Raw genomic sequence first — 23,950 nt, 5'->3', positions numbered from 1 at the left:
ACGCTTCTTTGTTAGCATCGACGAATGCGCCCGCGTCGTGGTGTTCAGGGGTCTACGCTTGCACATCGTTCTTCCTTCCAGCTCCAACACGTTTCAGCAATCCTGGATCGCTTCGGGAAGAATTCTGTTTCTGATTGCCGTCAGCGGGCTTGGAGCGATCGGACTTGTCGTACTCTCGGCGCTCTGGGCAGGAACCGAGAGCGACGCTGCCGCCCTTGATCGACAGCGCCAGCTTGTGAATGCGCGCCTGCGCGAGCAGGTCGATCAAGTCGCCCATGTTATCGGCCAGTTCGGCAACGGCTACCTCACACGTGTTTATCCTGCCGCCCGCTCGACCGGAGGCTCCTCCTCCAGCCTCGATGCGGTTCTGACGGCTGCCGCCGGGAGCGCGATCAGCCAGACCGCAATGTCCGCCTTCGGCTACGATCAGGCCTTTGTCGTCGACGAGAAGGCGCAACTGCTCATGCTGGCGGACGCCCAAACGGAAAAGCGTTATCGCTGGATGAAGCCTCTCTTCCTGCCTCTCCTTCAGGATGCCCGGCTTGGAGTGAGACACGGTACGGCTTTTAACGAACGAACGCCGTCCTCAATGGAAAGCCGCCTTGCGAGTGCCGCCCGTCCCAACCGGGCGCTCGCCAATCTGATGCGGCTGGAAGGTCGGCCGACAATCGTCGGCGTCGTCGCCATCAATGAGGCCACTGAGAGGCAGCAGCAGCCGATGCGGCAATTCCTGATCGTCGTGCGGTTTATCGATGGTGCGGCGCTGGACGAATTGAGCCGAGAACAGGGCCTCAACGGCGCGCGCTTCGCTCGCACGGCCGACGCAGACGAAAACGAGGTTGCGTTCCAGATCGACGCCACGGCAAACGGCGAACCGATCGGCTTCATCGTATGGCGGCCCGATCTTCCGGGTTCGAGGGTGATCGGCCGATTGATGCCGGCGCTTTCGATTGCCGCCTTGGTGATCGCGATCCTGTTCTCGGTCTTGCTAGTGCGCCTGCGAAGCAGTCTCGGCGAGTTGAGGAGAAGCGAACTGCATGCACGGCAGCTCGCCTTGCATGATGTGCTGACCGATCTTCCCAACCGCGCCTTGTTTGCCATGAGGTTCGACGAATGCTTGGCCGAGACGCAGAATTCGACCGAGCGCTCGGCAGTCGCACTTCTCGACCTCGACCGCTTCAAAGCCGTGAACGACACGTTCGGCCACGCCGCCGGCGATGAACTCATCAGGATGGCCGCGGAGCGGATCCGCTCCTTGCTTCGTCCGGGCGACACGCTGGCCCGGCTCGGAGGCGACGAGTTCGCCCTGCTTCTCCGGGACATCAAAGATCATGACCACGTTTTGCCGGCAATATGCGAAGCGATCGTTGCCGAACTTGGCAAGCCCTTCGCGCTTTTGAGGGGCGAGGCGGTCGCGCGCGTCGGCGGCTCGATCGGCGTAACCGTCGTGCCGGACGCCGGGCGGAACGCCGATGACATCATGCGCTACGCCGACGTCGCGCTGTACGAGGCAAAGATGGGCGGGAGAGGCCAGTGGCGTCTCTATTCACCGTCCATGGACGGCGGCAGGAATGCGCGCGACATTCTCAAGAACGAATTGCGGGACGTTTTGGCCAAAAGCGCGGCCTCGTCCGCTGATGCTCCTCAATCCGATCCGATTGCGAACCGGCCGGACTTCGGATCGCTCGAGGTCTATTACCAAACGGTTCATCGCGCTGAGGCAGAATACGCGGCGTCGGGCGCGGAGGCTCTGGTGCGTTGGCGTCACAGCCAGCGCGGACTCTTGACGCCTGCCAGCTTCATCCCTGTCGCCGAGGAGGGCGGCCTCATCGACGCTCTCGGTTTCTGGGTCTTGCGCGAAGCCTGCAGAGCCGCCCGCGAATGGCCAGAAGACACATTCGTTGCGGTCAACGTGTCTCCCGCCCAGTTGAGAAGGCCAAATTTCGCCGAGGAAGTCTTCGCCGTACTTGAGGAGAGCGGCCTGCAGCCGTCCCGGCTCGAGCTCGAGCTCACCGAGTCCTCACTGATCGAGGACAACTCGGACGTTTATACGGTGCTGAAGTCGCTGCGCAGCCGGGGTGTTCAGGTTTCGCTCGATGATTTCGGAACCGGCTTTTCATGCCTCAGCCACCTGGTGCGCTTCGATATCGACCGCATCAAGATCGATCGATCGTTCGTCTCACAGCTCGGCACCAAAGCCAACGGGGCGGCAATCATCGGCGCCATCGTCGCGCTCAGCCGGAACCTCGGTATTTCGACGACGGCCGAAGGGGTCGAAACCGAATATCAACGCGACTTTCTGGCCGCCCTCGGCTGCACCGACCTCCAAGGCTACTTCTTCTCCAAACCGGTTCCTCTGCACGAACTTGACTGTTTCCAGAAAGCTGAAAGCGCCGGGTTACTCTCGACCGCTCCAGGCGCCGTTGCCTGAGAGGCTTTTGGTTTTCGGCTAGGAACTTTCGCCCCACACGACGGTTGACGCCCGAAGACGGAATGGAGGATGTGATGGGCGAGGTCGGTGAGTGGCGGCACCTTTGCGTCGACGTGCAGCGGATGTTTGCCGAAGACACACCGTGGCACGTACCCTGGATGGCGCGGGTGTCTCCTCAGATCGAAGAGCTGGCCGGGCGGCACCCGTCGCGAACGATATTTACTCGCTTCCTGCCACCCGAGCGTGCGGACGACATGCCCGGGAAATGGCGGGATTATTACCGGAAATGGTGGATGATGACAGGCGAGCATCTTCCGCGCGACTTGATCGATCTGGCGTCATCGCTGGCGGCGTTGGTTCCGCCGGCAAGGTATTTCGACAAACGCACCTATTCCCCTTGGTTCGACGGTCGCCTGCATGCGATCCTTCAGTCGGAGCGGGTCGATACGCTTGTCGTAACCGGCGGAGAAACCGATGTCTGCGTGCTTGCCACGACGCTCGGCGCCATCGATCTCGGCTATCGTGTCATCGTGCTCAAGGATGCCGTCTGCAGCGGCGCCGACGATACGCATGACGCGTCACTGGAACTTCTGCACGATCGGTTCTCCGTGCAGCTCGAACTCATCGAGACCGAAGAATTTTTGAGGGGCGTTGGTTAAAGCATGTCGCGCAAGAGCATGCGGCGGTTTTGCGCGAACGACATGGTCTTGGCCCGCCCGGCCAATTGCCAGAGATGACCGAGAGGTCGGCCTTAGCGTTTGCCGATCGATGGACTAAACACCATGAGGCTCAGGACCTCAAACAGCACCTGTGCTGCGGCGTGCGCCGTGTTGGTCGTTGCGTCATATTGCGGGGCGACTTCAACGACGTCACCACCCACCAAGTTGATCCCTTTCAGCCCGCGTATCAGTTCGAGGACTTCACGTGTGGTCAAACCGCCGACCTCCGGCGTGCCCGTGCCGGGCGCAAAGCTCGGATCGAGGCTGTCGACGTCGAAGGAAAGATAGGTCGGGCCGTCGCCGACGATGGATTTTGCCTTGGCAATGACGGCCGCAATCCCCATTCGGCTGATGTCCTCTGCGTGGATCACGGTCATTCCCGACGCATAGGAGAATTCCCACAAATATTCCGCCGAACCACGGATGCCAATCTGGATCGTCCTTGTCGGATCGAGCACGCCGTCCAGCACCGCATTGCGGAACGGCCCGCCGTGATGAAACTTCGTCTGATCGAAGGCGCCGCTTGTATCGCAATGAGCATCGATATGAATGAGGCCGACCGGCTGCTGCCGACCGATGGCCTTCAAAATCGGATGGCTGATGGAATGATCGCCGCCGACGGAAAGCGGGGCAACGCCGGCATCGACGATCTGGCCGATGCGTTTTTCGATGTCGTCGTGGCTGAGCTCCAGCCGGTAGCGGCTTTGGAACGATACGTCGCCGATGTCGGCGACCCGAAGATCGAAGACCGGCGCCGTGGCGAGAACGTGATTATACGGGCCGATCCTTTCGATGGCGCGAAGTGCTCTCGGTCCGAAACGCGAGCCTGGACGATTGGTGACGCCAAGATCCATGGGGATCCCGGTGATTGCAACCTGGAGATTGCCGAAGTCCGGATCATCGGCAGCGACCGGCATGTAAGGCGCGCTGAGAAAGGTCGGTATTCCGGCATAGGGCGCCAGTCTCGTGCCGTTCTTGGAGATGATCTTTTCCGCCACTTTGCGAAACTTCTCGTCGAATATCTCGCCGCCATTGGCATCGGCAAATTCTGCGCGCAGCTGTTCGAGCCGCGTTTTATCCCACACCATGCGCATGTGTCTCCGCTTCAGGCCCGTCTCGTCAGACAAAGAGGTTGAGAAAACAATTGGTATCGTTGTAGCAATCGGTGTCAAAGAGAAATCGATATGATCGCTGCAAAACCCAATTCCCTCGTTGCCCGCCTCTCTGCCCCACCCATTCCTTCCGTCGTCGCCTGGAGCCACGAATACAAGGGGGAAAAAGGGCCGCTCATCGACCTGTCGCAAGCCGTGCCTGGCTATCCCGCGCATCCGGAGATGCTGCGGCTTCTGCGCGAAGCGGCTGGGCAACAGGCCATGACGGGTTACGGACCGATCGAGGGTGAACCTTTATTGCGCAAGGCCTACGCGGCTCATCTTGCCGCGCTTTACGGCGCCGACCTTTCCGCCGGCAATATCCACATGACCGCCGGCTGCAATCAGGCGTTCATGTGTACAGCGATCGCGCTTGCGGGCGCGGGCGATACGGTTGCGCTCACCAACCCCTTCTATTTCAATCACGACACGACGCTGTCGATGCTGGGGATCGGGCGTCGATTGGTCGATTGCGACCCCGCCGGCGGTTTTCTTCCCGATCCGGGTTCGGCTGAGGCGACGCTTGCAGCCGGCGCAAAGATGCTTGCCCTCGTGACACCCAACAATCCCACAGGGGCCGTGTATCCGCCAAGCCTGCTTCACGAGCTTTTTGTGCTTTGCCGGAAATATGGCGCCTGGCTGATCCTCGATGAAACCTATCGCGATTTCCTTGGCGAGGATTACGGACGGCCGCACTCTCTTTTGTCCGAGCCGGGCTGGGAGGACACACTCGTTCTTCTCTACAGCTTTTCGAAATCCTTCTGCATTCCCGGTCATCGACTGGGTGCAATCACGGCAGGCCCCAAACTCATCGCCGAGATCGCCAAGGTGATGGACAATATGCAGATCTGCGCGCCGCGTTCGGCTCAGATCGCCGTTGCGTCGGCGATCCCCGCACTCGCCGATTGGCGGGCTGGCAACCGGCTGGAGATTGCTCGCCGGGCGGACGCTTTGAGGCAGGTCTTCTCCGGATTGGCGGATTGGGAGATCGGAGCGATCGGCGCCTATTTCGCCTTTGTCCGCCATCCCCACGCCGATAAATCGTCTTCCGAAGTTGCCGAAAAGCTCGCCAAGGAATCCGGCATCGTTTGTTTGCCCGGCGCCTATTTCGGCGAGGGCCAGGAGCGATACCTCAGACTTGCGTTTGCCAATGCGGATGTCGCTTCGATAGGGCTATTGTCCGAGCGCCTTCGCTAGACCGTTTTGCTCAACCTCCGCCGGAAGTTCATGATAGCCGCCGCGCCAATATAGCAGCGGCCCTATGCCCTGCCGGATTTCCATCGCGCAGACATGTCCGACCAAAACGGCATGGGAATTGTAGTGGAATGCGGTTTCGAGCTTGCAGTCCAGGACTGTCAGGGCATTTTCAAGGACCGCCGCGCCGGTCTTGAGGTGATACCATCCTGCATCGCCGTAGCGTTCGGCGCCCTTTCGCCCGTCAAGACCGGCAAAGGATTGCGCCACCTGCTGCTGGTCGGCGGCGAGCACGTTGACGCAGAAGCAGCCGTACCGCTGCAGCGCCGGCCATGAGGAAGACGCTCGGTTGACGCTGACGATGACGGAAGGCAATTCCGCCGAAAGCGAGGAGACCGACGTTGCTGTGAAGCCGGTGCGGCCTTGCCCGTCGCCGACCGTGATCACGCTGACCGCACCCGCCAGATGACGCATCGAAAGCTTGAAATCCGCTTCGCTGATCAAAGCCTCGGCACTCATCGGGTGGGCTCTTTCGTTTTGGCAAAGCGGTTGGCAGGCATTGAAAGACCCAGGTTTTCGCGCAAGGTCGTGCCCTCATATTCCTCGCGGAACAGCCCGCGACGTCGAAGCTCGGGCAGAACAAGTCGCACGAAGTCGTCGAGGCTGGACGGCAAGGTCGGGAACATCAGGATGAAGCCGTCGGCGGCGCGCGTCTCGAACCATTCCTCCATGAAGTCGGCAATCTGGGCCGGCGTGCCTGTCATGCCATTTCCGGTATGTTTCTCGGCATAGTGCCGGATGAGTTCGCCCACGGTGCGGCCGCTTCTGACGAAATCGACCAGCTCATCGAACAGGGCGCGTGATCCCTTCGGCGCCGCCGGCAGCCGATCCATGGGGAAGGGCTTGTCGAGAGCGGCATCGCGCAGGTCCACCTCGATGAATTCGGAGAGCATCAGCCGGCCGACATCCGGATGCATCTTGTCGATCAGATAATCCACCTTCGCCTTTGCCTCGGCTTCGGTTTCACCGACGTTGATCACGATGCCCGGCATGATTTTCAGGTCGTCCGGATCGCGCCCATGGGCCGGCATCCGGCGTTTGACGTTTTCGTAGAAGGCCCGGTTGCGCTCGATATTCGATGCGAGGCTGAAGACGATCTCGGCCGTGCGCGCCGCCATGTCCATTCCGGGTTCCGAACCACCCGCCTGGGCAATGACCGGGCGGCCCTGGGGCGTCCGCGCGATGTTGAGGGGACCGCGAACCTGGAAGTGCTTGCCTTTGTGATTGAGCGTGTGGAGCTTGTCCTTGTCGTAGTAGACACCGTTTTCACGGTCGAGCAGCAGCGCGCCTTCCTCGAAGCTGTCCCAGAGGCCGAACACGACGTCGACGAACTCGTTGCCGCGCTCGTAACGCAGCGCATGCGGGTCCAGCCCCTCGCGATTGAAGTTGTAGCCGGTTTCGTCGTGATCAGAGGTGACGACGTTCCAGCAGACGCGCCCCTTGCTCAAATGGTCGATCGAGGCGAACAGACGCGCCACATTGTATGGCTCGTAATAACTCGTCGATACCGTCGCCACGAGGCCGAGATCGTTGGTGGTGACCGCCAGAGCCGAAAGCAGCGATAGGGGTTCGAAACGGTTCATCTTGGTCGGAATGCGGGCAAGCGCTTTCGGATCGCCGACGGCAGCGGCAGGAGAATCCGCCATGAACATGAAATCGAATTTGGCTGCCTCGGATCGTTTGGCGACATCGAGCAGATGAGCGAAGTCGTTGGCGCCGTTGACGTCGCTTGCCGGATGCAGCCAGGAGGCAGGATGAAAGCCGAACGTATAGACGAAAGTCCCGAGTTTCATTTTGTCGGTCCGCGCCATCGAGCTCTCCTGCTATGTCGGCCACGCCGCCAACGGTGGAGGGCGACTGCGCAAATTATCGCCAGGCGCAAATTTTCATCAATATCGCTCAGCTAGGTTCCGTTTTAGTTTTTCTAAAGTATCGGCTTACAGCGCCGCGCGTCTTTCTGACGCGCAAAGGACGCTGTAATATTTTTGAATCGCTGCATAATTTCTCAAATCGATTCCGATTTGAGAAATTATGCAACAGGCGCGGACGCCAGGGCCTGCTGACGGGAAATAGCAATGAGCCAATCGCGGAATTCGCGCCCGTGGGGCTTCTGCAAGGCCGCCCGATCCCAGGCGAGAAAATAGCTTTCGCGCAACGCAATGCGCATGTCGACGGGAATGACGAGCGTTTGCGCCTCGAGCTCATCCGATATCATCGACATCTGCGCGAGAACGACGCCGCGCTTGTTGACGGCCGCGTCAATTGCGCTGCTCGACAAGGTGAAGGAAAGGCCTGGCGTTGACGCGTCGAAGGAGACACCGGCCTTGGCGGCAAACTCCGCCCAGCTGGGGTAGGGGGTGAAGTGCCGTTCCCACTCGACATGGAGGAGGGGCTGTTCGAAGAGATCGCGAGCCGCATGCGCGCGATCCTGCATCAGCGCCGGCGAACAGGCAGGCACCACCCAATCGCGAAACAGTTCGGTATAATGTTCGTGCTGCAGCACGTCCGACCCGTAGCTGACGCGGAAATCGATATCGTCGAAGCCGATGCGGGGCTCTCTGTCGCGTCCGATGATCCTCACCTGCACGTCGGGATGAAGCGCCTGCCAGTCGAAGATGCGCCTGCCGATCCATTTATTGACGACGGAGGAAAGCGCACTGAGAACCAATGCTGTCTCATTGCGCGCCTTTTCCAGCAGTTGCCCGGCGAGCGCGAATTGCTCAAATCCCTTCGATATCTCCTGGTGGTAGAGCCGGCCCCAGGCAGTCAGCTCGACGGTTCGTCCGCTACGCTCGAGAAGCGAAACGCCAAGGAAGCTTTCGATTTTGTGAATCTGCTGGCTGATTGCTCCCGGCGAGACGTTGAGCTCCAGTGCCGCGGCCGTCACGCCGCCGCAGCGCCCCACCGCCTCGAAGGCCTGCAAGCCCTTAAGCGGGATCGTCTTGAAGCGCTCATCGGTCACTTGCGGAGCCTCTCGTGATTTTCGCCAGCTCAAATTGCCGTCGGGTGAAACGTCCCTGCAAACTGGAACCGGTCGCCTGGATGGGTAATCTCGACATATGTCACCGTGCGCCCGTTCTGCCAGGTCTGGCGGATCAGGCTAAGGCAAGCCTCGCCCCTCTCCGTCTGCAGCATTCGGGCCGTCAGGGTATCGGCCGAGACGGCACGAATGACATGTTTGGCCTTGGACCAGGGCACCTGCTCAAGCAGCCATTTGCCGGGCGGGATAGAGGCGAAGCTCTCTTCTCTCGCCCGTGGCACGGCATCGAGCATGATGATCCGCCGCTCGATGGCATTCGGTCTGCCATCGACGATATGCAGGCATTGAAGCCTGAGGACTTCTGCATCGGCAGGCTCCGACAGCTGCTGCGCCTCCGCCTCTCCAAGGCGCTCGATCTTGCGGGCAAGGATTTCGAAGCGGTGTTCGTGCCCGGCCAGTTCCGCTTCGGTGCTGATATCCTGGATATCCATCACCGTGCGGTCGATCTGGGGCGATGCGACAAACGAACCGGTCTTGCGCCGTCTGACGATCATGCCGCGCTCGGCCAGCGCCGACAGCGCTTTGCTGACCGTCATGCGCGAGCACTGGTATTCCACCACCAGTTCATGCTCGACGGGAATACGGTCACCCGGCCGCCAATCACCGCTGGTGATCTTCGTCTCGATATCCGTGAAAATACGCTGGTAAATCGACACCAAGCCCGCACCTCATCCGGCATCAACGATCGTAAATCCGGAACGGTCATGCCGGCGAGATCGACGCCACCCGGCACAAATTTTGCGTTCCTCGTCTTTTGCATTGACACTCTAGGCCAGCCTATATCTATTTGTATAGTCAAAAGCGGAGCATAGAAATCCGCACCGAGGAAATCGAAGTCGGGAACCAAAACTCCTCCGCCGGGGGAATAAAAACTGGAGAGATGATCATGAAGGCACATTCACTGCTGAAGGGTCTGGTCGGCGCTGCGTTCCTGTTCGGAGCAGCCGTTTCCGCCCATGCAGCCGACACGCTGGCAGCCGTCAAGGCAGCCGGCACCCTCAAGGTTGGCACCGAAACGGCTTTCGCACCGTTCGACTATATCGATGCCGGCGAACATACCGGCTTGAACGTCGACCTCTTTGCCGAAATCGGCAAGGAACTCGGCGTCAAGATCGAGTGGGTGGCGCTTCCCTGGGATGGCGTCTTCCCGGCGCTCGAGGCCGGCAAGTTCGATGTCGTCGCAGGCCCTGCAACGATCACCAAGAAGCGCTTGGAGCGCTATCGCTTCACGCCGCCGATCGCCGAAGCGACGATTGCGATCCTGAAGAAGGCTGGCGATACGACGATCAGCAAGCCGGAAGATATTGCCGGCAAGACGATCGGCGTCGGCAAGGCAACTGCTCAGCTCGACCAGTTGAAGGAATTCTCCGACACGCTGCCGACCAAGGTCGATGTGCGCGAATATCCAGCCTTTACCGAATCCTACGCCGATCTCGCAGCCGGCCGCATTGCCGGCGTTGCCAATTCGCTGCCCAATATCGCCTTCGTCGCCAGCCAGCGAAAGGGCACGTTCGAAGTCGTCCAGCCGCCATTCGGCAAGAAGTCCTATTTCGGCTTCATCGGTCTCAAGGATGCCGATCACGCCCCACTGATGGATGCGATCGATGCCGCGATGCTCAAGATCAAGGCAGATGGACGCATGGCTGAGCTGCAGAAGAAATGGTTCGGTGCATCTTTTGATACGCCTGATGCTGTCAAGGACCCGGCATTCTGATTAGCTGCCGGTGAAACGAACGCGCCCCGCCCGTGGTCGGGGCGCAATCCGCCGTGGGATCAGAGTTCACGGCCGCAGCGCCCAGGCAAACACCGCCCATGTCCATCAAGCTTTTCGAACTGCTTCTGCAAGCCGCGATCTACACGGTGACGATCAGCGTGGTTTCTATCCTGATCGGCTTTGCGATCGCCATCATCGTTTCCGCCATGCTGCTGTCGCGGCAACGGCTCCTGGCGCTGCAGGCGCGGATTTTCATCAGTTTCTTTCGTGGCGTGCCGCTGCTGGTGCAACTGCTGCTGATCTATAATCTGCTGCCGGCGATCGGCATGAACGTGCCGAGCATCGTTGCGGCCATCATTGGTCTTTCGCTGTGTACCGCTGCCTATCAGGCTGAAAATCTGCGCGGCGGATTTTCCAGCGTTCCCTCGGGCCTTGTCGAATCTGGCGAAATGGTCGGCATGACACCCGTTCAGATCTTCCGCCGCATCAAGGCGCCGATTGCCCTGCGCCTGACCTTTCCGGCGCTCGTGAACGAAGCGATCCTTATCCTGAAGGCGTCTTCGCTGGTCTCGGTCGTCGGGGTCGTCGAGTTGACGCGCATGGCCCAGGACCTTGCGGGCAGTACCTTCCTGCCGCTCGAGATTTTCGCTTCCGCCGGGCTGATCTATCTCGTCATTAATTGGGTCGTTGCCCTTGCGGGCGGCCTGATCGAACGCTCCCTGCCGGGAGTGCCGCGATGACCTTCGACATCAATGTGATCTTCAGCAACTTGCCGGAAATCCTCAGCGGTGCATGGGTCACCATCGTCATCTGGATCATCACCACCCCGGCTGCTGCCGTGCTCGGCTTCCTTGTCGCCGTTGCCAGACGTTTTGGCGGGGTGATCCTGGACAAGGCGTTCGGCATTGTCATCGCGGTGCTCCGCGGCACGCCCTTCCTGATTCAGATATTCCTCGTCTACTACGGCGGGCCATTCGTCGGATTGTCTCTCGATCCGTTCCCGGCAGGCGTCATCGGCCTTTCCATCTACGGCGCGGCTTATTTCAGTGAGATCTTCCGCTCGGGCTTTGCCGCCGTCCCGAAGGGACACATCGAGGCCGGGATATGCGTTGGCCTGACACAAGGGCAGATCATCCGACGCATATTGCTGCCGGAGATGACCATGCTGGTGTTGCCACCTTCGGTCAACATGACGATCATCCTGATGAAGGAGACGGCCGTGCTGTCCATCATCACCGTGCCGGAATTGACGGCGACACTGAGCGCCATCGGCTCGCAGCAATATGCTTTCGTCGAGGCGCTCTTCGTGCTCGCCCTGTTCTACTGGGCCTTGGTCGAAATCACCGGTTGGCTCGGTCATCTCGCCGAAACGAAACTCACCAGATTCAGGTTTTTCAACATATGAGCGTTCCTGCGATCACAGTCAAAAATCTCGTCAAGACCTTCGGCGGCTCCACCGTGCTGCACGGCATCGACCTCGATATCGTTCAGGGACAGGTTTCCTGCGTCATCGGCCCGTCGGGTTCCGGCAAGAGTACGCTGTTGCGCTGCATGGCCTTTCTCGAGGAATCTACAAAGGGGACGATCACCGTCAACGGCGAGGTGCTTGGCTTCGCGGAAAACGCCAAGGGCATCCGTGAGCGGGTACCGGCCGCCGTGAACCGGCAAATTCGATCGCAGATCGGCATGGTTTTTCAGCAGTTCAATCTCTGGCCGCATATGACGGCGCTCGGCAATGTCAGCGAAGCGCTGAAGACCGTTCACAGGATGGGCCGCAAGGATGCCGAGGAGCGGGCCATGGCCCAGCTCGTCAAGGTCGGCCTCGAGGGCAGGGCTGGGCACTATCCGTCGCAGCTCTCGGGAGGGCAGCAGCAGCGCGTCGCTATCGCCCGGGCGCTCGCCCTCAACCCGAAGATCATGCTCTTTGACGAGCCGACCTCGTCACTCGATCCCGAGCTGACCGGCGAAGTGCTGAACGTCATGCGCGATCTCGCCGCCGAGGGCATGACGATGGTCGTCGTCTCCCACGAGATCGGATTTGCAGCAACGGTCGGCCAGCAGATCATCTTTCTCGATCACGGCAAGGTGCTGTTCACCGGCCCACCGCAGGACGTCTTCAAGCGACCGAGAAACCCCCGGCTCGAGCAATTTCTGGATACCTATATCGATCGCGGAGCCTCGATGCTGCTGTGAAGCTCATGTCCTTCCGGATCGTCGGGCCGATCTCCAAGGCCGGTGTCGGGTTCAGGCAGTTTCCTCTTCGAGTATTTTCACGGGCCGGTCCCACTGGATGAGCACGATACAGCCGGTATCGCTCCAGACCGAGTGTTCGCTGCCCGGCGCATTGACGATATAACTGCCGCTGATGTAATCGCCCGTCTCGTCGGATTGAACGCCATCGAGCACCAGGATGGTTTCGAGCCCCTCGTGGCGATGGCGGGGAACAGAGGCGCCCGGCTCATATTTCAACAGGGCCACGCCCGGCTGATCGCCCTCGAAGGGGCGGATCCAGTGAATCGTGACAGCATCGCGGAAAGGGCCAAATTCCAGCTCCTTCCAGCCGCCTGACGTCAGGCGTTCGCGGGTCGTTTCAGGCATGGGCGATGCTTTCCAGAATGTCGTCGACATGGGCGGTCCAGCCGACGATCGCGCCCTGGGCGCGGATCATGGCGATGGCGGCGGCTTTGAATTCGGGGAAATAACTTTCCGTCGCTTCCTCGGCGAGCAGGCATTCATAGCCGCGGTCGTTTGCTTCGCGCATCGTCGTCTGCACGCAGACTTCGGTGGTGACGCCGGCAAAGACGAGCTGCTTGATGCCCTTCTGCTGCAGCACGGTGCCGAGGTCGGTGGCGTAGAAGGCGCCCTTGCCGGGTTTTTCGATGACGACTTCGCCCTTCACCGGAGCGAGTTCCGGAAGAATTGCCGTGCCGGGTTCGCCCGAGATCAGGATGCGGCCCATCGGGCCTTCGTCGCCGATCCTGAGCGCAGGATTGCCGCGGTCGCGTTTCGCCGGCGGCAGGTCGGAGAGGTCGGGCCGGTGGCACTCCATCGTGTGGATCACAGGCAGGCCGGCATTGCGGAAGCCCTGGATCAGGCGTTTGACGTCAGGCACGATCCTGGTGATACGGCTGACGTCGTTGCCGAGGCTTGCACCGAAGCCGCCCGGCTCGGCGAAATCGCGCTGCATGTCGATGACGATGAGGGCGAGCTCATCGTGCTTCACCGGAAAGGCGAAGGGTTCTGCCTTGATCCCCATCATCAATGATGCCCCGCCATGTGGGCGCCTATCACGCCGATATCGGCCGAGCGCGCCGGTGTCTCGTAAACCAGCTTGCCTTCCGAAATGACCATGATGCGGTCGGACATCTCGAGCAGTTCGTCGAGGTCTTCGGAAAGCAGCAGCACGGCGGCACCTAAATTGCGGGCCTTCATGATGCGGGCGCGGATTTCGGCAACGGCCGAGAAATCGAGGCCGAAACAAGGGTTCGAGACGATCAGCAGATCGACCTCGCCCGTCAGTTCGCGGGCGAGCACCGCCCGCTGCACGTTGCCGCCCGAAAGTGCTGCGATCGGCGAGGAGGAAGAGGCCGTCTTGACCTTGAAGTCGGAGATCAGCGCCGACGCACGCTTCTTCATGTTGCCCTTGTTCAGCCAGATCGCGTCCTTGCCGTCCAGCTTCAAGTCGAAGGTGCGGAACGCAAGGTTCTCGCTCACGGTCATCCTGGGCGCACAGGCATTCTGCAACGGCTCTTCGGGGATGAAACGCACCTTGTTCTTGCGGGTCTCTTCACGGGTGGCGCCGTAAGTCTCGCCATTGACCATGACCTCGCCGCTGTCGGTCGGGCGCTGGCCGGCCAGGATTTCCGTCAACTCCTTCTGGCCGTTGCCGGATATGCCGGCGATGCCGACGATCTCGCCGGAGCGGACCGTCAGCGCGTCGATCTCGATCGTCTTCAGGCCGGAGCGATCCGGAGCTTTCACCTGGCTTACAGTGAGCACGGATTTGGCCGCTTCCGCCACCGGCAGACGGCTGTCGAGTTCGGCAAGCTTGACGTCGCCGATCATCATCCCCGCCATCTCGGCGGTGGAGAGCTCGCCGACATTACCGGTGCCGACCAGCTTGCCGCGCCGCAGGATCGAGACGGCATCAGCGAACTTCGTCACCTCGTGGAACTTGTGGGAGATCATCAGCACGGTGAGCTCGCCGCGCTCGGTCATCCCGCGGACGATGCCGAGCATCTCATCGGCTTCGGCCGGCGTCAGCACCGAGGTCGGCTCGTCGAGCACGAGGAAGGAGCGGCCGAGATAGAGCTGCTTGACGATTTCGAGTTTCTGTTTTTCGCCGGCCGCAAGCTCGCTCACCGGCCTGTCGAGCGGGATCTTGAACGGCATGCGTTCCATGAAACCCGCCAGATCCTTGCGTTCCCTGGCCCAGTTGATAACCGCGGGTACTTCGGTACGGCTGATGACCAGGTTTTCCGCGCCGGTCAGAGAGGGAACCAGTGTGAAATGCTGGTAGACCATGCCGAGCCCATAGGCCGCGGCATCCTTGGGTGAGGCCACCGCCACCTCGCGGCCGTCGACCGACAACGAGCCTGACGTTGCGTGATAGAAGCCCATGATGCATTTGACGAGTGTCGACTTGCCGGCGCCGTTTTCGCCGAGAAGCGCGTGAAAAGACCCGGCCGGAACGGCGATCGAGACGTTGTCGAGCGCGGTGAAGCTGCCGAAACGCATGGTCATATCGAGCGTCTCGATGCCGACGGCCTTGCCGGCTTGCGGAAGGGGCGTGTCGCGGACTGTGCTCACTTCATTGCTCCTTTTCGACGATGATGGCGACGGGACCGCCGCCGGGCGGACCCTGGTGTTCGGCGCCGCCGGACACATAGAGATCGGTAATGCCGAAGATGCCGGCGAGAACGCCGCCGACGAAGGCACGGGCATGGCGGGTGCCTGCAATATCCGAGTCATCGAGCATCGTGTGGCGCCTGCCGCCGATCCTGCCGGACGGGTCCGGCTCGGCCTTGGCGAGAACCGCCGCCAGCCGGCTGTTTTCCGGCAGGCGTTCGCGGGCTTTCCTGACGGAATGCGCGTCGATCGCATCCCGCATGACCGCGTGGTCGATCGACAGCGGACCGGACCATTTTGCGCTCATGCCGAGGACGATGATTTCGTGATCGGTGAGTTCGACCCCGGACGAGGTTGAGGCGCAGCGGGAAAAGAGATCGAAACGTGTGCAGATGTCGGCATCGTTGATCGATGTCGCATCTATCTCGCCGAGTGCCACGGCGACGCCGAGAGCCGAAGCGCCGCGCGAGAGGCCCATGGATTTCAGCGTGTCGTGGGTTGCGACCGTCCTGCCTGCTGCCTCGGCCTCGGCAATCCGGCGCGAGGTGAGCAGCGGACACTTGATCTGCACGAAATGGGCATCGGCGGGATCATCGATGCCGGCATCCCTCATCGCGGACTTCACGCCTTCGGCAACGAGCAGGATCTGTTCCCGGCGCCCGAGATGTTCGGGGGGCAGCGCGGGGGTACGCGACACACCAATGGCCAGCGCCCGTTCGCCCGGGGTTTCTACGGTTTCACGCGCAAAAACCGTCCAATGCGGCGAGAGCGCACCCTCGGTGCCGCCGGACATGATGATCGAGACGCCGTCGACGCCATATCTACTGAACAATGTCTCGAAGCTGCGGGTGGCATAACCGCGGGTAAAATCATTGACGCAGCCGTTGCCTTCCGTCTTGCCGAGAACGGCGACGATGTTGTTCGCCTGAAGGCCGCTGGCAAAGAGCGCCTCGACGCCGGCAACGTCATCGGGGCCGTCGGCTGGCACGCGAAAGACATGGGCACGCAATGACGGCATCAGGGTAGCGCCTCGACTAGAGCCGCGGAATTGGAGACCGAGCCGAAGACGCCGCCCTGCATCTTCACCATCTTGATGGCGGCGAGGTGGTTTCCGTAGTCGGTCGCACCACAGCAGTCTTCCAGCAGCAGGCATTCGTAGCCGCGGTCGTTTGCCTCGCGCATCGTCGTCGAGACGCAGACATCGGTGGTGATTCCGGTGAGGATAATGTTCTCGATGCGCTTCTGGTTGAGGATCAGTTCCAGGTCGGTGGCGCAGAACGAACCCTTGCCGGGCTTGTCGATGATCGTCTCGCCTTCGATCGGGTAGAGTTCGGGAATGATGTCCCAGCCGGGTTCGCCCCGCGTCAGGATACGGCCGCAGGGGCCGGGATCGCCGATGCCGGCGCCGATCCGCTGCGAGCGCCAGCGTTTGTTGGCCGGCAGATCGGCGAGGTCGGGACGATGGCCCTCGCGGGTGTGGATGATGTGGTAGCCCTTGGCCCGCATGGCGGCCAAAACACGTTTGATCGGTTCGATCGGCGCCTGCACCAGCGACAGGTCATAGCCCATATGGTCGACATAGCCGCCCTTGCCGCAGAAATCCGTCTGCATGTCGATGATGATGAGGGCGGTGTTATCAGGCCGCAGAGCGCCGTTATAGGGCCAGGGATACGGATCGGCGTCGATAAAATGCCCGTTGGTTTCGGCCATCGCGTCCATCATTCTCTCTCCTATTCGGCGGCAGGTTTGAGGGGTTCGCCGTAGCGGCGCATCGGCTTGTCAAATCCGCAGGACGTGCCGTCCTTGACCTTTACCTCGTCTTCCCATGGCAGGTGGTATTTGCCGGCGACAAGGTCGTGCATGTAGGTGTAGGGCGCATCCTGGGCGCCGCCGGCGACAGCGACATAGCCGCGATGGCCGAACTGGTAGATATTGTTCTCCACCCCCCAGCCGAGCCGGGCCTCGCGCACCAGGTCAGGGCGCACCTCTGCGGTGATGATCTCGTTGACGCGGCCGGAGGTGCCATGCGCGATGATCGTGCCGTCGAAATTGCAGATCATGCCTTCACCCATGGAATCGAACGTGCCGTCCGAACCGCACATGCAGACATTGGCGGTAACCATCAGGTTGCAGAAGGCGTTGGCCTGATTGGTGAAGCGCCAGGCGTCGCGGATCGGCGCCGTGTAGCCGGCCGTGCGGATCATGATTTCGGCGCCCTTATAAGCGCATTCGCGCGCCATCTCCGGGAACATGCCGTCATGGCAGATGATCAGCGCGAGCTTGGCGCCTCCGGGGCCTTCGATAACAGGGATGCCAAGATCGCCGGGCTCCCACGGCTCGACGGGGATCCAGGGATGCATCTTGCGGTAATAGAGCTTCAACTCGCCCTGGTCGTCGATGACGATGCCGGAATTGTAGGGCATGCCGCCGGGGTTGAGCTCCAGGATCGAGAAGCAGCCCCAGATCCGATTGTCCCTGCAAGCCCGCTTGAAAGCCGCGACCTCCGGCCCGTCGAGCGTGCACATGATCTCCGGATTGATGTCCATGGAGAGGCCGTGCAGCGCGTATTCGGGAAAGATGACGAGGTCCATGCCCGGCTGGTTGCGCCGCGCTTTGGCCACCAGATCGACGATCACCTGCGTCTGTTTTGCCAAGTCCGCTTTGGTGACGGTCACCGGCAGCTGGAGCTGAACGAGGCCGATACCGACGCCGTGTTCGGATTTGTTGAGACCACCAAGTCCGTTCATCGGAAAGCTCCGTTATTTCGTGAGCGACAGCGCGCCCGGCGCACCGGCGAGCGAGCGGGTGGGCGAGGAGGTGGCGATCAGGATGACAAGGGTGAGCACGTAAGGTGCGGCATAAAAAAGGTAGTAGCCTTGTGTGACGCCGACCGATTGCAGCGCCGGGCCGAGCGCGCCGGCACCGCCGAAAAGCAGGGCAGCGAGGAAGCAGCCGATCGGGTTCCAGCGGGCGAAGATGACGAGGGCCACGGCCATCAGGCCCTGGCCCGACGAAATGCCTTCATTCCACGAGCCCGGATAATAGAGCGAGAGATAGGCGCCGCCGATTGCCGCCAGCGAACCGCCCACTGCCGTCGCCAGCAGGCGAACCCGGTCCGGGTGGATGCCCATGGCCCGGGCCGCGTCGGTGCTGTCGCCGACGACGCGCAGGATCAGGCCGATGCGGGTGTTCTTGAAGGCCCAGAACAGGAAGAGGGCAAGTGCCGCGCCGATGAAAAACAGCACGTTGATATTGAGTGCCGCCTGGACCTGCGGCGTGCTCGACCAGCCGCCGAGCGGGATCGAGGGCAGTTTCGGCGCCACCGGCTGGATGAAGGATTTGCCGAGGAAAAACGCCATGCCGAGACCGAACTGCATCATGGCGATGCCGATGGCGATGTCGTTGACCTTCGGGAACTTGCAGATCCAGCCGTGGATGAGGCCGAAGATCGCGCCCGCGATCATTGCGGCCAGCACGCCGAGGGTCGGCGAGCCAGTCATGACGGCCACCGCATAGGCCGTCATGGCGCCGAAGACGAGCGTGCCTTCCAGGCCGAGATTGATGCGGCCGGAGCGTTCGGTGATTGCCTCGCCGAGGCTGACGAAGATGAAGGGAGTGGAAACGCGGATGGCGCCTGCGAAGATCGCCAGCGGCACGCCCCAGATGCCGATGCCTGTCTCTTCCATCAGAGGCTCCTTTTCCAGAGGTCGGGATTGAAGATCTTGAAGCGGCCGTAGAAGGTCTCGCAGAACAGAATGACAATGAAGAGCGTGCCCTGCAGCACCAGAACCGTCGCATCCGGCAGACCCATCCGCCGCTGGATAAGGCCGCCCGAGGCGTCGATGCCGCCGAGCAGGATCGCCACCGGAATGATCGCAAGCGGATTATGCCTGGCGAGGAAAGCGACGAGGATGCCGGTATAACCGTAACCGGCGGCAAGCGAGGCGTTGGCACTTCCCTGCACCGCCGCCACTTCGATCATGCCCGCCAGACCGGCAAAACTGCCGGCAAGCGCGGTAAATCCCACGATCAGCCTGCCGACCGGCAGTCCCTGGATCTGCGCGGCGCGCACGTTGCCGCCGGCGATGCGGGCGGCAAAACCGTAGCTCGTCGCCTCGATCACGATCCAGGAGACCACACAGGCGAGGATGCCGATGACCAGGCCCCAATGCACGTCCATGCCGGGAATATTGCCGAGCATGTATTCCGCCGGCAACGGTCTGGTCGACGGCTTGTTGAGGCTTGCCGGATCGCGCAGCAGCCCTTCGACGAACTGGTTCATCAGGGCAATGGCGATATAGGAGAGCAGCAGCGACGAGATGGTTTCGTTGACGCCGCGATAGTGGCGCAGGAAACCGGCAAGGCCGATCCAGATGCCGCCGACCACCATGGCAGCGATCGCCATCAGAATGAGGGTGAGGAAGACAGGCGCAGTGCCGGCGAGCGGCAGAGCCATGGCTGCGGCAGCAACGCCGCCCAGCACGACCGCTCCTTCCCCGCCGATGATGACGAGGCCGAGACGGGCGGGCAGGGCGACGCAGAGTGCCGTCAGGAGAAGGGGTGCGGCACGACTTAAGCTGTTCTGCACCGAAAACCAGCTGCCGAAGCCGCCGGTGTACATCAGTTGGAAGAGGGTGGCCGGCGACTTGCCGACCGCCAGAATGAAGAGGGAGAAGAGCGCAAGACCGATCAGAATGGCCGCGAGGCCGATGACAACAGGCTCGGCCCGCCGCGCGATCCATTCGAGGACGGGGCGCAGGGAAGCCGGTTTTTCCGCGATGACTATTGCGGGATCATTGGCCTCGATGGTCATGGCGCTTCTCCCTTCACGGTTTACGCCGTGGACCCGACAACGCCCTCGACCAGATAATTCATGCTTTCGAGCTCGATCGCGTCTTCGGCGTAGCTCTTGTCGGCAGCCACGACGGTGTCGCCCTTGTTGTCCTTCAACGGTCCCTTGAAGACCGAGAAGCCGCCCTTCATCATGTCGGCCTGCGTGGCTTCGAAAGCCTTGCGGCCCTCAGCGGGCACACCGGGGCCGAGCGCGCTCATCTTCACGAAGCCGTCCTTGAGGCCGCCACGCACGAAGTTGCCGAGCTTTTCGCCGGCCTGCGCCTTCTTGACGAAGTCGCCGTAGACGTTGCCCCAGGCCCATTCGGCGCCGGTGAGGTATTTTTCGGGAGCAAGCGGGCTCTGGTTGGCGTGATAGCCGCAGACGAAGGCGCCGCGGCCGGCAGCCGTCTCGACAACCACTTTGGGGCTGTCGACGTGGCAGGTGATGACGTCGGCGCCCTGGTCGACCAGCGCATTGGTCGCTTCGGCCTCCTTGACGGCGAGCGACCATTCGCCGGTGAAGATCACCTGGCAGGTGATACCAGGATCGACTGCGCGCGCGCCAAGCAGGAAGGCGTTGATATTCTGCAGAACCTGCGGGATCGGCTTGGCGGCGACGAAGCCGATCTTCTTGCTCTTCGTCGCATGGCCGGCGGCAATGCCGTTCAGATATTGGCCCTGGAAGATATAGCCGAAATAGGAGCCCGTATTGGCCGGGTTCTTGCCTTCCTGCCAGAGGCCGCCACAGTGGCGGAACTGGATGTCGGGATGTTTGGCGGCCACGGCCAGCATGTGTGGGTCGAAGTAGCCGAAGGAGGTCGGAAAGAGCAGGGTCGCGCCATCCAGGTTGATCATGGATTCCATGGTCTTCTGGACGTCGACGGTCTCCGGCACGTTCTCTTCTTCGACCAGCGTCACACCCGGCATCGCCTTGATGACGGCCGCACCTTCGGCATGCGCCTGATTGTAGCCGTAGTCGTCCTTGGGGCCGACATAGATGAAGCCGACGGTCAGCGCGGTTTGGGCTGCGGCGGAGGAGGCGATCAGGCCCGGCATGGCGCCGGCAAGCGCACCGGCAGCGGAAGCCTGGAGGAAATTGCGGCGGTTCATGGAAAGGAGTTTGGTCATCGGAAATGCTCCTTGCGGCGCTGGGCCGGTTGTGAACGGGTACAGAAAAGTGCATGCAATGTATGTGCCAGAAATTAATCTGTTGTTTTTTATAGTTTATCCGTTACCGCAAGATTTGCGCGTTGCAAAGTGCATACAGATTGATCGAATTCTTGCGTAAAAAGTAATCAATAGATATTTCTTGTTCATTGTGACTGCGTAGTTGGCACAAAGTCGAGTTAGCCGAGGTATCTCTGGCATCGGAAAGCGAAAATTTAACAATATCTTCGCCGCCCGATTTGACTTATCCAGTCTCGAACGTCATCTGTATGCAGAGTGTTGATGTGAGCAGATTCGTATCGTGAAGCAGACCAGGCGCAGAGAAGTGATCCGTACCGGAACCACCGTCGAACAGATGGTGCGGTCGATTGCCGACATGATCGTTACGGGTGAACTCCTGCCGGGCGCGAAGCTGGACGAGGTGTCGCTTGCGGCTCGTTTCGACGTTTCGCGTACGCCGGTGCGCGAGGCTCTGCGTGAGCTGGGTGCCATGGGATTGATTGCGCGCGAGCCGAACCGCAGTGCCGTCGTGACCAATGTCACCGAGGCTTATCTGCATTCGATGTTCGAGGCGATGGCGGAGCTCGAAGCGATCTGCGCCAGGCTCTCGGCCGAGCGTATGACGGTCGATGAACGGCGCGCGCTGGAGCTGGAGCATCGGGGATCGGTGAGGCTCGTGCATGCCGGCGCGGAAGAAGAATATTCGGCGCACAATATCGAATTTCATACCCGGCTTTATCGCGGAGCGCATAATGATCATGTCTTCGAGATGGTGACTCAGACACGGGCGCGGCTTGCGCCTTTTCGGCGGGCGCAGTTCCGCCTGCCCGGGCGTCTGGCAAAATCCTATGAGGAGCACGGCCGGATCGTCACCGCGATCATGCGCGCGGACGCCACCGCCGCAGGGCAGGCGGCATATTCCCATGTGGAAATTGTCAGCGATGCCAGCGCGGTTTTTGCAACGCCCGGGGAGTAAAGAAGGCGCGACGCCTGAAATCAGTCGCCGCTACGAAGGCGAGAAGACCGCGGCCGGCAAACGCCGAGGTTATGTCCCGGTCTCTACTCCGCCGCTTCGATGAAGCGGTGGCGTTCGTAGAGGAACTTCAGCACGGCTTCACGGCATTTGAGATATGCCCGGTCGGAGGCGAGTTCGATGCGATTGCGGGGACGGGGCATGGTCACATCGAGCACTTCGCCGATGCGGGCCGCCGGGCCATTGGTCATCATCACGATGCGATCGGACAGCAGCACCGCCTCATCGACATCATGGGTGATCATCACCATCGTGTTGCCAAGCCGGGCGTGGATTTCCATCACGGCGTCCTGAAGATGGGCGCGGGTCAGCGCATCGAGCGCGCCGAAGGGTTCGTCGAGCAGCAGGATCTTCGGTTCCATTGCAAGCGCGCGGGCGATGCCGACGCGCTGCTTCATGCCGCCTGAAATTTCCGAAGGCCGCTTATCCCTGGCATGCGCCATCTGCACGAGGTCGAGGTTGGCCATCACCCACTCATGCCGCTCGGCCTTGGTCTTCGTTCGGTTGAAGAGTTTGGAGACGGCGAGATTGACGTTCTCGTAGACCGTCAGCCAGGGCAGCAGCGAGTGGTTCTGGAAGACGACGGCGCGCTCCGGACCGGGTCCGTTGACCTCACGGTTTTCAAGCAGCACGGCGCCTGCCGAAACCGGCGTCAGGCCGGCGATGAGGTTGAGCAGGGTGGACTTGCCGCAGCCCGAATGGCCGATGATCGAGACGAATTCGCCCGCGGAAATCGTCAGGTTGATGTCCTTCAGGACCTCGGCGCGCGCGCCGCCCCGATCGAAATGTTTGTCGATATGATCAAGCTTCAGATAGGCGTTCATAGGTGCGCTCCTCAGTTGGCCATGGCGCCGCGGGTGATGAGTTTGCCGAGTGCTGCCACCAGCTTGTCGAGGGCGAAGCCGACGATGCCGATATAGGCGAGCGCGACGATGATGTCCGGAAGGCGCGACGAGTTCCATGCGTCCCAGATGAAGAAGCCGATACCGACGCCGCCCGTCAGCATTTCAGCCGCGACGATGGCGAGCCAGGAGAGGCCGACGCCGATCCTGAGGCCTGTGAAGATGTAAGGCGCTGCCGAAGGCAGCATGATCTTCCAGAAAAACTCGAACTGGTTGAGGCGCAGCACCTCGGCGACATTGCGGTAATCCTGCGGGATATTGCGGACGCCAACGGCGGTGTTGATAATCACCGGCCAGATCGACGTGATGAAGATCACGAAGATCGCCGAGGGGTTGGAATCCTGGAAGGCTGCGAGCGACAGCGGCAGCCAGGCGAGCGGCGGAACCGTACGCAGCACCTGGAAGATCGGATCGAGGCCACGCATCGCCCAGACCGACTGGCCGATGACCGCACCGATGATGACGCCGGTGACCGCGGCAAGCCCAAAGCCATAGAGAACGCGCTGCAGCGAAATGAGCACGCGCCAGCCGAGCCCGATATCCTGGGAGCCGTAGTTGAAAAACGGATAGGCGATCAGGTCATAGCTGTCCTGCCAGACCCGATGCGGCGAGGGCAAAGACGCATCCGCCGACGAACAGAGCACCTGCCAGACGAGCAGGATGAGTGCCAGCACGACGACTGGCGGAACGACGTTACGAAGTGCGGTCAGTGCCGCTCGACGAAAATCGACCCGCGATCCGTGCTTGCCGGAAAATGGCAGAACCTTTGCCACCGGCGTGGCAGGCGCGGCCATGGAGGGATTTTCTTTATTTGCCAGGGCGGACATCAACGTGCTCCTCACGTGAATGAAAGGCCGG

Annotated in this window: 24 protein-coding genes; 8 read left to right on the top strand and 16 right to left on the bottom strand. The window is 61.3% G+C overall.

The window, feature by feature from the left end:
* Window positions 1–37: 37 nt before the first annotated feature.
* Window positions 38–2,431, top strand: a complete 2,394-nt coding sequence (locus tag GFM02_RS21810) for an EAL domain-containing protein (protein WP_168322763.1) — start codon at window positions 38–40, stop codon at window positions 2,429–2,431.
* A 74-nt stretch (window positions 2,432–2,505) separates the two neighbouring features.
* Window positions 2,506–3,090, top strand: a complete 585-nt coding sequence (locus GFM02_RS21805) for a cysteine hydrolase family protein (RefSeq protein WP_168322762.1) — start codon at window positions 2,506–2,508, stop codon at window positions 3,088–3,090.
* Window positions 3,091–3,182: 92 nt separating this feature from the next.
* On the opposite strand, the gene speB is transcribed toward GFM02_RS21805, so the two are convergent.
* Entirely contained in the window at window positions 3,183–4,238 is a 1,056-nt protein-coding gene (gene speB, locus GFM02_RS21800; RefSeq protein WP_168322761.1) for an agmatinase, read from the bottom strand.
* Between the two features lie 96 nt (window positions 4,239–4,334).
* Here speB and GFM02_RS21795 point away from each other — a divergent pair, with 96 nt between their 5' ends.
* A complete protein-coding gene (locus GFM02_RS21795) occupies window positions 4,335–5,498 on the top strand; it encodes an aminotransferase (RefSeq protein ID WP_168322760.1) in 1,164 nt (387 codons plus the stop codon).
* Here the strand turns inward: GFM02_RS21795 and GFM02_RS21790 are convergent.
* The 4 genes from GFM02_RS21790 to hutC all read right to left on the bottom strand — a co-directional run bounded on the left by GFM02_RS21790 (window position 5,475) and on the right by hutC (window position 9,254).
* Entirely contained in the window at window positions 5,475–6,014 is a 540-nt protein-coding gene (locus GFM02_RS21790) for a flavin reductase family protein (protein ID WP_168322759.1), read from the bottom strand. The genes GFM02_RS21795 and GFM02_RS21790 overlap by 24 nt on opposite strands.
* Window positions 6,011–7,366: an LLM class flavin-dependent oxidoreductase gene (locus tag GFM02_RS21785; RefSeq protein WP_168322758.1), complete on the bottom strand. Its 1,356-nt coding sequence runs from the start codon at window positions 7,364–7,366 to the stop codon at window positions 6,011–6,013. Before GFM02_RS21785 ends, GFM02_RS21790 begins: the two co-directional genes overlap by 4 nt.
* Before the next feature lie 218 nt (window positions 7,367–7,584).
* Window positions 7,585–8,517: a LysR family transcriptional regulator gene (locus GFM02_RS21780; RefSeq protein WP_168322757.1), complete on the bottom strand. Its 933-nt coding sequence runs from the start codon at window positions 8,515–8,517 to the stop codon at window positions 7,585–7,587.
* Window positions 8,518–8,546: 29 nt separating this feature from the next.
* Complete coding sequence (hutC, locus tag GFM02_RS21775) at window positions 8,547–9,254, bottom strand: histidine utilization repressor (protein ID WP_168322756.1); 708 nt, start codon at window positions 9,252–9,254, stop codon at window positions 8,547–8,549.
* 227 nt (window positions 9,255–9,481) lie between these two features.
* Between hutC and GFM02_RS21770 the strand changes: the two genes are divergently transcribed.
* The 4 genes from GFM02_RS21770 (at window position 9,482) to GFM02_RS21755 (ending at window position 12,502) form a co-directional block, all read left to right on the top strand.
* Window positions 9,482–10,309: a transporter substrate-binding domain-containing protein gene (locus GFM02_RS21770; RefSeq protein WP_168322755.1), complete on the top strand. Its 828-nt coding sequence runs from the start codon at window positions 9,482–9,484 to the stop codon at window positions 10,307–10,309.
* 98 nt (window positions 10,310–10,407) lie between these two features.
* Window positions 10,408–11,049, top strand: a complete 642-nt coding sequence (locus tag GFM02_RS21765; protein ID WP_168322754.1) for an amino acid ABC transporter permease — start codon at window positions 10,408–10,410, stop codon at window positions 11,047–11,049.
* On the top strand, window positions 11,046–11,714 hold the full coding sequence (locus tag GFM02_RS21760) for an amino acid ABC transporter permease (protein WP_168322753.1): 669 nt from the start codon (window positions 11,046–11,048) through the stop codon (window positions 11,712–11,714). The genes GFM02_RS21765 and GFM02_RS21760 overlap by 4 nt, the downstream gene beginning before the upstream one ends.
* Complete coding sequence (locus GFM02_RS21755) at window positions 11,711–12,502, top strand: amino acid ABC transporter ATP-binding protein (RefSeq protein ID WP_168322752.1); 792 nt, start codon at window positions 11,711–11,713, stop codon at window positions 12,500–12,502. The genes GFM02_RS21760 and GFM02_RS21755 overlap by 4 nt, the downstream gene beginning before the upstream one ends.
* 51 nt (window positions 12,503–12,553) lie before the next feature.
* On the opposite strand, the gene GFM02_RS21750 is transcribed toward GFM02_RS21755, so the two are convergent.
* Genes GFM02_RS21750 through GFM02_RS21710 form a run of 9 tightly spaced genes read right to left on the bottom strand, consistent with a single transcriptional unit; the run spans window position 12,554 to window position 21,118 of the window.
* A complete protein-coding gene (locus GFM02_RS21750) occupies window positions 12,554–12,907 on the bottom strand; it encodes a cupin domain-containing protein (RefSeq protein WP_168322751.1) in 354 nt (117 codons plus the stop codon).
* On the bottom strand, window positions 12,900–13,568 hold the full coding sequence (locus GFM02_RS21745; protein ID WP_130826439.1) for a cysteine hydrolase family protein: 669 nt from the start codon (window positions 13,566–13,568) through the stop codon (window positions 12,900–12,902). Before GFM02_RS21745 ends, GFM02_RS21750 begins: the two co-directional genes overlap by 8 nt.
* Complete coding sequence (locus GFM02_RS21740) at window positions 13,568–15,118, bottom strand: ATP-binding cassette domain-containing protein (protein ID WP_168322750.1); 1,551 nt, start codon at window positions 15,116–15,118, stop codon at window positions 13,568–13,570. The genes GFM02_RS21745 and GFM02_RS21740 overlap by 1 nt, the downstream gene beginning before the upstream one ends.
* A 1-nt stretch (window position 15,119) precedes the next feature.
* Entirely contained in the window at window positions 15,120–16,175 is a 1,056-nt protein-coding gene (gene atzD, locus GFM02_RS21735) for a cyanuric acid amidohydrolase (protein WP_020047894.1), read from the bottom strand.
* On the bottom strand, window positions 16,175–16,876 hold the full coding sequence (gene biuH / locus GFM02_RS21730) for a biuret amidohydrolase (protein WP_020047895.1): 702 nt from the start codon (window positions 16,874–16,876) through the stop codon (window positions 16,175–16,177). Before biuH ends, atzD begins: the two co-directional genes overlap by 1 nt.
* A gap of 11 nt (window positions 16,877–16,887) precedes the next feature.
* Entirely contained in the window at window positions 16,888–17,904 is a 1,017-nt protein-coding gene (locus tag GFM02_RS21725) for a formamidase (RefSeq protein ID WP_168322749.1), read from the bottom strand.
* Window positions 17,905–17,916: 12 nt separating this feature from the next.
* On the bottom strand, window positions 17,917–18,843 hold the full coding sequence (locus GFM02_RS21720; protein ID WP_168322748.1) for an ABC transporter permease: 927 nt from the start codon (window positions 18,841–18,843) through the stop codon (window positions 17,917–17,919).
* Window positions 18,843–19,970 (bottom strand): ABC transporter permease, encoded by a 1,128-nt coding sequence (locus GFM02_RS21715; protein ID WP_168322747.1) that lies wholly within the window; start codon window positions 19,968–19,970, stop codon window positions 18,843–18,845. The genes GFM02_RS21720 and GFM02_RS21715 overlap by 1 nt, the downstream gene beginning before the upstream one ends.
* A gap of 20 nt (window positions 19,971–19,990) precedes the next feature.
* Window positions 19,991–21,118: a BMP family ABC transporter substrate-binding protein gene (locus tag GFM02_RS21710; RefSeq protein ID WP_168269371.1), complete on the bottom strand. Its 1,128-nt coding sequence runs from the start codon at window positions 21,116–21,118 to the stop codon at window positions 19,991–19,993.
* Window positions 21,119–21,458: 340 nt separating this feature from the next.
* Between GFM02_RS21710 and GFM02_RS21705 the strand changes: the two genes are divergently transcribed.
* Window positions 21,459–22,133, top strand: coding sequence for an FCD domain-containing protein (locus tag GFM02_RS21705; RefSeq protein WP_168322746.1), 675 nt, complete (start codon window positions 21,459–21,461; stop codon window positions 22,131–22,133).
* A gap of 83 nt (window positions 22,134–22,216) precedes the next feature.
* Here the strand turns inward: GFM02_RS21705 and GFM02_RS21700 are convergent, their stop codons facing one another.
* The gene (locus GFM02_RS21700) at window positions 22,217–23,014 is read right to left on the bottom strand and encodes an ABC transporter ATP-binding protein (protein ID WP_168322745.1); all 798 of its coding nucleotides are present in this window, start codon (window positions 23,012–23,014) and stop codon (window positions 22,217–22,219) included.
* Window positions 23,015–23,025: 11 nt separating this feature from the next.
* Complete coding sequence (ntrB, locus tag GFM02_RS21695) at window positions 23,026–23,919, bottom strand: nitrate ABC transporter permease (protein WP_168269375.1); 894 nt, start codon at window positions 23,917–23,919, stop codon at window positions 23,026–23,028.
* Window positions 23,920–23,950: the final 31 nt, after the last annotated feature.

The organism is Rhizobium leguminosarum bv. viciae, from assembly GCF_012276115.1.
In the GTDB taxonomy this organism is placed as follows: domain Bacteria; phylum Pseudomonadota; class Alphaproteobacteria; order Rhizobiales; family Rhizobiaceae; genus Rhizobium; species Rhizobium leguminosarum_T.
The sequence above is the reverse complement of the archived record's forward strand: the minus strand, read 5'-3'. Positions and strand labels throughout refer to the sequence as shown.